Annotated in this window: 5 protein-coding genes and 2 pseudogenes; 1 reads left to right on the top strand and 6 read right to left on the bottom strand. The window is 52.1% G+C overall.

The features are described from left to right. Positions 1–360 precede the first annotated feature (360 nt). Both fghA and BZG79_RS13320 read right to left on the bottom strand, forming a co-directional pair. A pseudogene (gene fghA / locus BZG79_RS13325) lies at positions 361–1195 on the bottom strand (S-formylglutathione hydrolase). A 38-nt stretch (positions 1196–1233) separates the two neighbouring features. Further along, a pseudogene (locus tag BZG79_RS13320) lies at positions 1234–2384 on the bottom strand (S-(hydroxymethyl)glutathione dehydrogenase/class III alcohol dehydrogenase). Positions 2385–2522: 138 nt separating this feature from the next. Here BZG79_RS13320 and BZG79_RS13315 point away from each other — a divergent pair. Further along, positions 2523–3440: a LysR family transcriptional regulator gene (locus BZG79_RS13315; RefSeq protein ID WP_077679674.1), complete on the top strand. Its 918-nt coding sequence runs from the start codon at positions 2523–2525 to the stop codon at positions 3438–3440. Positions 3441–3494: 54 nt separating this feature from the next. Here the strand turns inward: BZG79_RS13315 and BZG79_RS13310 are convergent, their stop codons facing one another. The 4 genes from BZG79_RS13310 to BZG79_RS13295 form a co-directional block, all read right to left on the bottom strand. After that, positions 3495–4796, bottom strand: a complete 1302-nt coding sequence (locus tag BZG79_RS13310) for a methyl-accepting chemotaxis protein (RefSeq protein WP_242414192.1) — start codon at positions 4794–4796, stop codon at positions 3495–3497. A gap of 299 nt (positions 4797–5095) precedes the next feature. Continuing rightward, positions 5096–6133: a DUF2955 domain-containing protein gene (locus BZG79_RS13305; RefSeq protein WP_021024444.1), complete on the bottom strand. Its 1038-nt coding sequence runs from the start codon at positions 6131–6133 to the stop codon at positions 5096–5098. An 11-nt stretch (positions 6134–6144) separates the two neighbouring features. Beyond that, complete coding sequence (locus BZG79_RS13300; protein ID WP_077460931.1) at positions 6145–7203, bottom strand: HlyD family secretion protein; 1059 nt, start codon at positions 7201–7203, stop codon at positions 6145–6147. A 108-nt stretch (positions 7204–7311) separates the two neighbouring features. Continuing rightward, positions 7312–7773: a MarR family transcriptional regulator gene (locus tag BZG79_RS13295; protein ID WP_021024442.1), complete on the bottom strand. Its 462-nt coding sequence runs from the start codon at positions 7771–7773 to the stop codon at positions 7312–7314. Positions 7774–7873: the final 100 nt, after the last annotated feature.

The following is a 7873-nucleotide window of genomic DNA, read 5'->3' as shown; positions in this document are numbered from 1 at the left end:
CCTCCTATCTCCGCTCGGGCGTTCACATTATCCCCAAGCGTTGAACTGTAACCACATGAATAATCGATTATTTTTTATCACCCATTCCGAGATAGTGTGAATCTGTCAAGGATAAACGCGCATGCTTTTTCCTGTATCTAGCCAATAAGCTGTAACCATCCATCCACTCACCACGCTACCGCCGATCAGTTGTCGGCACCTAACACGCCATTTGATTGGCTAATTTGCGGGTTAGTGTATCAAGCGCTGTGTTGCTTTTCGTGCGCTATTGTACAAAGTGTTAGATAAGCCATAGTTTGTGAAATGGGTGCAAAAAAAAGCGGCCTGGGTGGCCGCTTGGGGTCTCGACGTGGTTTGTACCTACCGCGCAAAGCGGGTGGCGTGGAAGGCGAGGTGTTCATCAATAAAGGTATTGATGAAAAAGTAGCTGTGGTCGTAGCCCGATTGCATGCGCAAGGTGAGCGGGGAGTTGTGTTTCTCTGCCGCTTGTTTCAGGGCTTGCGGGTTAAGCTGATCGGCCAAAAAGCCGTCTTTGTCGCCTTGGTCCACCAGCATNCATGGCGGTGGGGCCTTGGGCGAGTAACACGGTGGCATCGTAGGCTTGCCATGTTTGTTCGTCAGCGCCTAAATAAGCGCTAAAGGCCTGTTTGCCCCACGGGCACTCGGTGGGATGACAAATGGGGCTGAACGCGGAAATGCTGCTGTAGCGTGATGGGTTACGCAAACCAATCACTAACGCGCCGTGGCCGCCCATGCTGTGTCCGGCAATCGCGCGCTGGTTGTTGACCGCAAAGTGCGATTCAATCAGCTCGGGCAGTTCGTTGGCGACGTAGTCGTACATCTGGTAGTGCGACTGCCACGGCGCTTGGGTGGCATTAACATAAAACCCCGCCCCTTGGCCGAGATCGTATTGATCAGCGTCCGCCACACCCTCGCCGCGCGGGCTGGTGTCCGGCGCCACAATCGCCATGCCCAAGGTGGCGGCTTGTTTAAACGCGCCGGCCTTTTGCATAAAGTTTTCGTCGGTGCAGGTCAGGCCCGAGAGCCAGTAGAGCAAGGGCACCGGTTGGGTGTTGGTTTTCTCAGGCAGAAAGATCGCAAACGTCATTTTGCCGTTGGTGGCACTAGAGTCATGCTGCCAACGTTGGTGCCAACCGCCTGCGACTTTGTTTTCGCTTATTTTTTCTAGTTGCATGGTTATTCTGCCGCCGCGTTGCCACGGCGGCCGTCCTGTTATTGGTCCATGTGGATCACGCTGCGAATGCTTTTGCCTTCGTGCATCAGTTCAAAGGCGCGGTTCACTTCATCAAGGCCCATGGTGTAGCTGATAAATTCTTGCAGGCCAAACTCACCATCGAGGTAACGCTCGACAATACCGGGCAGCTCGGAGCGGCCTTTTACGCCACCAAACGCCGAGCCTTTCCAAACGCGCCCTGTCACCAGCTGGAATGGGCGGGTTGAAATCTCTTGGCCGGCGCCGGCAACCCCAATGATCACTGACTCGCCCCAGCCTTTGTGGCAGCATTCTAGGGCTTGGCGCATCACATCGACATTACCGATACATTCAAACGAATAATCAACGCCGCCGTCGGTCATCTCAACAATCACTTGCTGGATAGGTTGATCGTGATCGTTAGGATTAATCACATCGGTGGCGCCCAGCTGTTTGGCGAGGGTGAATTTGCTTTCATTGATATCAATGCCGATGATGCGGCTTGCGCCGGCCATACGTGCGCCGATGATGGCTGACAGGCCAATGCCGCCCAAACCGAAAATCGCCACGGTATCGCCTTTTTCTACTTTGGCGGTGTTCATCACTGCGCCCATGCCGGTGGTGACACCACAGCCAAGCAAGCAAACTTCTTCCAGCGGCGCGGCTTTGCTCACTTTCGCCAATGAGATCTCTGGCAATACCGTGTATTCCGAGAAAGTCGAGCAGCCCATGTAGTGGAAAATGGTCTCGCCATTAATCGAAAAGCGCGAGGTGCCATCAGGCATTAGGCCTTTGCCTTGGGTTTCACGCACTGCGCCACATAGGTTGGTTTTGCCCGATAGACAGAATTTACACTCGCCACATTCGGCAGTGTAAAGCGGGATCACATGGTCGCCCACTTCGACGCTGGTCACGCCCTCGCCGACCATTTCAATAATGCCGCCGCCTTCGTGGCCAAGAATAGAAGGAAATACCCCNCTTCAGGATCGTCACCCGATAGGGTAAAGGCATCGGTATGACATACACCGGTAGCGACGATTCTGACAAGAACTTCACCTGGTTTAGGTAATTGAACGTCAACCTCTTCCATTTTCAGGGGTTCACCTGGCCCCCATGCGACCGCGGCTTTTGATTTGATATGCGTTTGTCCCGGCTTGATTGTTAGTGCCATTGGAGAATCCTTTTTGTTCACGATTACGACCTGACTATGCTAACTAAGTTAGTTTTAGTTATAATCTGGCAAAATTGAAAATCATTATTTCACTTTCGTAATAATGTGTGTCAGTGAATATAGACAGGGTAGACGGTAATGGCACCCCATTGGGAAGGATTAAACGAATTTTTATCGGTAGCCGAGCATGGCAGCTTTACCCAAGCGGCTAATAAATTGGACATCACGGTGGTGTCGGTAAGTCGTCGGGTGGCGACGCTTGAGGCGTATTTGGGGGTGAAGCTGTTTCATCGCACCACCCGCAAAGTGTCACTCACCGACGAAGGTGAGCTCTATTATCAACGCTGCCGCCCACTGCTCGCGGCCTTGGTCGATGCTGAGCAAACCATTACTCAATCGCAAGCGCTTCCTTCTGGGCTGGTCCGCGTCACTGCGCCGGTTAACTTTGGTGAGCAATATATTGCCCCCTTGCTTGCGCCATTTTTAACCGCTTACCCGCAAGTGTCGATCGATTTACACCTGACTAACCGACGCGTAGATCTAACCGATACCGGCACCGATGTGGCAATTCGTATTGGTCACTTACCCGACTCGAGCCTTAAGGCAAAACGGTTGGGATCGCGCCAATTAACCATTTGTGCCAGCCCTGGCTATTTAGCCGCTCATGGCTCTCCTGATTCACCCAGTGCACTCAGTCGCCATACCTGTTTGGTGGGCTCCAATGAACATTGGCATTATCAAAGCAGCGGTAAAATTCGCACACTGACCGTATCGGGAAAGTTACGCTGTAACTCCGGTGTGGCCTTACTCGATGCGGCTAAGCATGGTCTAGGCTTGGCGCAGCTGCCCCATTATTATGTGCAGGCAGCATTGGCAAACGGCGAACTGGTTGAGGTGTTAACGGATTATCGGGTAGACGATGAAGGTATTTGGGCGCTTTACCCCAGCGGACGCCAGTTACAGCCCAAGGTAGCCGCGTGGTTAGAGTTTCTTGCCGACCACCTGCCCGACCACCAGCTGCGTACAAGCACGTCTGCATCAATGGCCGCACGATAGAAAAATCGCCAGCACGGGGCTGGCGATTGTTGTACGCGCTCATTCAAAGATGAATTAATGACGCGACGCCCGCAAGGTACCTGTTGTCGGTTTAATTGCCGAGATTTTAAAGGCGCCGACATGCTGGTCGAGCGTTTGTGCCAGACCGGCTAAGTCTTGACTGCTGGCCTCTAAACTATGGCTATCTTCCAAACCGGCTTGTGCCGCTTGGTTAACATTATCCATGTTGACGTTGATTTCATTCGCCACGCTCGATTGCTCTTCGGTCGCGGTCGCAACATGGGTATTCATATCTAAGATGGTGCTTACCTGTGTGGCAATGCTTTCTAGTGCTGTCAGTGCTTGCTCAGTGGCACGGTTACCCTCGGTGGTCAATGCCTTGCTGGTATCCATGGCATCAACGGCATTTTTCGCTTCTTGCTGCAGCTGATCAATGGTCGATTGAATTTCTTCGGTCGATTGTGAGGTTTTAGTCGCCAGGCTGCGCACTTCATCCGCGACCACCGCAAAGCCACGTCCAGCCTCACCAGCACGTGCCGCTTCAATCGCTGCGTTCAAGGCAAGCAAGTTCGTTTGCTCAGAGATCCCGCGAATCACATCCAGAATCGAGACAATCGACTGAGTTCGCTCGGCCAACGAGGTGATCACCGTTGACATGTTATCCATCTCAGTGTCGAGTTGGTTAATCGTCGCGGTTGCCTCGGTCAAGGTTTGCTTGCCGGCTTCGGTTTCGCTGTTCGCCGATGAGGCCGAGTCCGCCGCGCTAGACGCACTTTGCGAGATCTCATTAATGGTGGCGATCATTTCGTTCATTGAGGTGACCACCAGCAAGGCTTGCTCGCTTTGTGACTCACCGCGCTTTAATGACTGCGCTGCTTTATCGCGCAATGATCCCGCCGAGCGGCCAAGCTCTTCACCGGTTTCAACCACGTTAGCGATGATTTGGTCGATTTTATCCACAAAGGTGTTAAACGCCTCTGAGATGTGAGTGATCTCGTTATTGCCGGTCACGGGCAAGCGCACGGTAAGGTCACCATCGCCTTTCGAGATATCTGCCAGCGCATATTCTAAGCCTTTAAGCGGCGCGAATAAACGGCCGAGTAGCCACACTAGCACCAAGGTACAGCCGATAAAAATCAAGCCAATCGCGGTAAGCTGTGCAATGGCGATACCATTGGCGGCAGCATCGACTTCGGTGATGGGAATGCCGACATCAAACGCACCCCAAAGACGGCCATCGACGTACACCGGCATCATGATGTCGTACACCCATACATCTTGCACATCGGCGTACCAGCGCGAATGCTGGGGCTGACCCTGGCCGGCACCGGCGACGGTATAATTATCGCTGTACACCNCATGGCACAGACCACGATCAAAATGAGTTTTTTCACTACGCTGCCTTTTTAAATGATGGGGAAGGACTAAAGCCGTCACAACCGGCGCGTAATGTGCCGAAAAATTCAGTGTCGAACAGTATGAGAGACGGCTGACTTCCTCTCTGTACATAATTGTTAAACAGAATCATAGCGGTAGGTCATGGGTTAAACAAGTGATGCTTCGCAAAAGTGAAATTGGGCTGAGAGGTTAGCCGCAAAAATCATGATTATTAGTTGACTGAAGCGAAGCATGTTCGTGCCCAGCATAATCGGCAGTTAAGTGACGCCAAACCGCGTTGCCGGGAAGTAATTAAGTAATTTATGCACGATAAAGCAAAGCATCAAGGTGAGTACAATGGCGACTAAGTTGCTGCTGACTCGATATAAGGCATCGTACATAAAGTCTTGGTTGGGGCTTAAGTATTGCCCGAATAAGATCCCGAGCGTTGCCATGGCCCCAAACCCCACGCCTGAGCCCCCGGCCTCTTTTAAATGCGCTTTAGCAAACAACATGGTGCCTATCCAAAGCAGCGGGATCACCAAGATCAGCACGTTAAACCAATCGTATAAAATAACTTGGCAGCCCACCCCATACACCACGCCCAACACAGTGCCAATCGCCCGTTTACGCGCATAACTGAGCGAGCCGTTCCAATGCATCGGGAACAGCAACAACACGGTGGTGGCTTGTGCTGAAATCGAATCGCGCAAATCAAACAGCTGAAAGATAAAAAACGAGACCGTCGCCAACGTCGCGCCCATGAGTGCTTCATGCCGCATCCGATGGGATTGTTTTCCCCCTGCGGGTGCAGCAGGCGGCTGGCGCGGCGTGACATCAGGAATTAACCAGGTGACGAGATACGCCACTGCGACCGATAACACATTCGCGCCCAGGTTACCGAAGATTAAGGTATTGATCGGTAAATCGGGATAACTCGCAAAATGAAGCATGATGCTAAGGCTTAACACGCTGTTGGCACCAAAAAGAAAAAAGCGCCCTTTTGACATGCAGGCAAATTTGTAGGTGAACAACAAGAATACCAAAGGCGTCATTAACCCTGGATGCGCGCCAAATAATCCGCCCAGCAGTCCAACTTCTAACCCACTGATCACCGCCGAGGCCAAAAGCTGACGCGCGGCACGGCCATTGATCACCGGGACAAGGCCGAGCAGCAACATTGGAGTGACGGTAAAAAACACCCCAAAGCTGCAGTCGAAAAACTTACAAATCGCGAATCCTAAGGTCGCGCCAGTGGCTATGCGCGCACATTGGCGTACATCATTATCGCTTAACGGGTGATGCCATAAATTCATTGCACTCGCCCTTAGTAGATGTAATGCAGCATACTCAGAAAGCCCACTTGTGCTTTTGCGAGCAGACCGCTTATCGCATGGTCAGGCACCAGTTGTACCGTGGCGCGAGCACCCGTGGGGAGGGCATGAGATGGCCATTCATCAAGTTGAATGTGCAGACGCATACGCTGTGCATCGCGTACCCATCGGTTCGAATTGGTGGGTGAGGCTAACTGGCCATTAGCATCGATTTGACCTGCACTGACCCCCGCATCAACACTGGTAACATGGCCGGTATATAAAGCGCCGGGCTCACTGTCAAACGCCACTAGCGCGGTATAACCTGCCTCAATATCGCGCACACTTTTCTCACGAAAATCGGCAATCACTTGTGCACGTTCTGACACCAATGCCATGATTGGCTGGCCGGCACTGGCATAGGCGCCCACGTCTAATTGCAGGTTGGTCACTACGCCGTCATGGCTGGCTTTTACGGTGGTATACGATTGATTCAATTGCGCTTTCTTTAACTTGCTCAATGCCACTTGTTCGGCAATGTTGCTGGCACCATCACCGCCCCGTTGAATTTGAAGCGCACTGACACGCGCTTTGGCAGCTTCCCATTTGGCGCGTGCAGTATCGGCCGCGCTGATCGCATCGTCACGCTGCTGCTGCGACACACCATTTTTAGCAAATAGAGCTTTTAATCGAGTTGCTTCGCGTGCTTTTTGTGCCAATACCGACGCGAGCGCCGAGACATCTTGGCGCGCGGCCATCAAGGAGGCATCGAGCTGAGCATTGCTTTGTCTGGCCTGGGCAAGTGCGAGCTTTGCTTGGTCGACGGCAATACGGTAAGGCGCGCTTTCAATCCGAAACAGCACATCACCTTGGTGAACGTCTTGGTTGTTGTCGACCGCAAGCGCGCTGACTGGGCCACTCACTTGTGGTGCCACTTTGGTGACGGTGCGTGTCACCATCGCATGAGGCGTGAGTGGCATCGTATTATCTGCGATTAAAAAATAACCGAAAAGGATCAGAAAACTGAGCGCCGCTATTTTTACCCAGCGAGAAAATTTTTCATCCGGTGTCATTCGTGCTTATTACCTTTACTTATCTACATTATGATTGATTAGTGTTGCACTGGAAAGTATCGCGCTGAACAGCGTCGCCCTAACAAGAACGAGGTATCGCCTTGCTTTTTATTCATCTTGAGAAGACGTTACGTAGTCGAGTGCGTTTTGATTGATGGTGACCAATACACGCTCTAAAGCCTCAAAATCTTCAGCGGCGATACCAGACAGCAAATGTTTGCGTACCCGCAACACCCGCGCTTCGATACGCGACATTAATTCACAACCACTGTCGGTGACGTGGACGGTTCGGGTGCGTTTATCTTCGGGTAAGCAGCGCCGTGTGATCAGCCCTTGTTCCTCAAGGTGCTTTAACGTGCGCATTAACGAGCCCAGCTCAATCTCTAACGCTTGCGCCAACTCACTTTGGCTAATGCCATCGCCCAATCGACGTAACATCCACAGCGCACTCCAGCGCGGATAACTGAGCCCAAGTGGTTCAAGCTCGGAATCGGCTACGCGTCGCCATAGTCGTGCGGTCCGTCCTAGATGTTCAGCTATCGACATATGTTCTGGATGTGAAGCGGTCATGCGATCTCTCCCTCAATCGTGCGGATTACTTAGCCTGCTAAGTAATAGAGAACAAGCAATATAAAATAGTTAGCAGGCTAAGTAAATATAAAAGTGATAT

Origin of the sequence: Salinivibrio sp. MA427 (assembly GCF_001996115.1) — a bacterium.
GTDB lineage: Bacteria > Pseudomonadota > Gammaproteobacteria > Enterobacterales > Vibrionaceae > Salinivibrio > Salinivibrio costicola.
The sequence above is the reverse complement of the archived record's forward strand: the minus strand, read 5'-3'. Positions and strand labels throughout refer to the sequence as shown.